Annotated in this window: 1 protein-coding gene and 1 pseudogene; both read left to right on the plus strand. The window is 32.7% G+C overall.

The window, feature by feature from the left end; all coding sequences use genetic code 11:
* The coding region (locus tag HU235_RS12080; RefSeq protein ID WP_174880367.1) for a DUF3231 family protein at positions 1-597 on the plus strand (597 nt) is incomplete at its 5' end.
* A 374-nt stretch (positions 598-971) separates the two neighbouring features.
* Positions 972-1,279, plus strand: a pseudogene (locus tag HU235_RS24885) (hypothetical protein); the annotation flags it as partial.

A 1,279-nucleotide genomic window follows, 5' to 3' on the forward strand; every position in this document is an offset into this window, starting at 1 on the left:
GTTGATATAGATAGTGTCTTAATGAAGAAAGGACTATTATCGAAACCACCAGTTATTCCAGTAATGGAAAAAGTCGATTTTATTAAAAAGCAAAATTATTTAAATGGCTTTTTTGGCAATGTGCGTTCCCTACACGCATTAGAAATTGCCCATCTTTATGATAACCTTGATAGTAACGTAGCAAGTAGAGCATTACTTATCGGATTTAGTCAAGTAGCAGAAAGCGAAAAGGTCCGTCAGTATTTACAGAGAGGAAGAGAAATAACATCTAAACATATTAAGCATAGCTCTGAACAACTTCATAAGGACAATTTACCATCACCACCGATTTTAGACCATTTAGTAACGACATCAACCATTTCACCATTTTCAGATAAGCTCATGCTAAGTCATAAAATTGATATGTTTTCGATGAAAATTAGAACATATGCAAATGCTTTATCATTAAATGGCAGACGAGATATAGGTGCTATGTATGGTCGTTTTATAATGGATATTGGCAAATATGTCGAGGATGGAGCAAATATAATGATTGACCAAGGCTGGATGGAGCAACCACCAAAAGCTGCAAACCGTGAATCATTAAGCAAAGAGTAAAAGTGGATGTAGCTTTGGAATTTAAAAAGTACGTTTAGTCTTTAATGGGGTTGTCTTTATGTATTGACAATAATTACGCATTTTTAAATAAAGCTTAAAGATTCTTCTTCCTAAAAGTAGCATGTTCGAGGTTCAAGTCACTTCGTACATGCTGCTTTTTATATTCACCTTACTAGAGATTTTCTGTAAATCGCTTTATGTTTTTTGAAGTCAATTCCACATTATTGAAATTAGTATTCCTATCTGCAAGCATTTGGGCTTCATCGATGACAATAATATCGTAATTAGAAGGCATAAACGAGGAAATATTAGTTAAATTAACGAAAAGAGGATTTATAGCTACAGGGCTAGATAGGATAAATAGTCATGAAAATATGTTAATCATTGGAGAGAACAAGGATGCTATAAATGGTGAATTATATGCAACACATCGAGTTGCAATAGATAGCCGATTTGACCAAATATATAGAAGATTGGTTGAAGAGACTAATTATGACACCATTATCTTTCCAACTCATTTATCTGTTAACCTATTCAATGATTACGTAAACACATTATTAAATTGCGGGGACTCATTCTACAACGAAAAACAAGTTATCTGTATAGGGGACGAGACATTTATAGAAGCAAAACGAAATAATATTTCTTCAAAAAGAATACCTAATAACATTAATATAAATGT

Source organism: Metabacillus niabensis, from assembly GCF_902829255.1.
Taxonomy (GTDB): Bacteria; Bacillota; Bacilli; order Bacillales; family Bacillaceae; genus Metabacillus; species Metabacillus niabensis.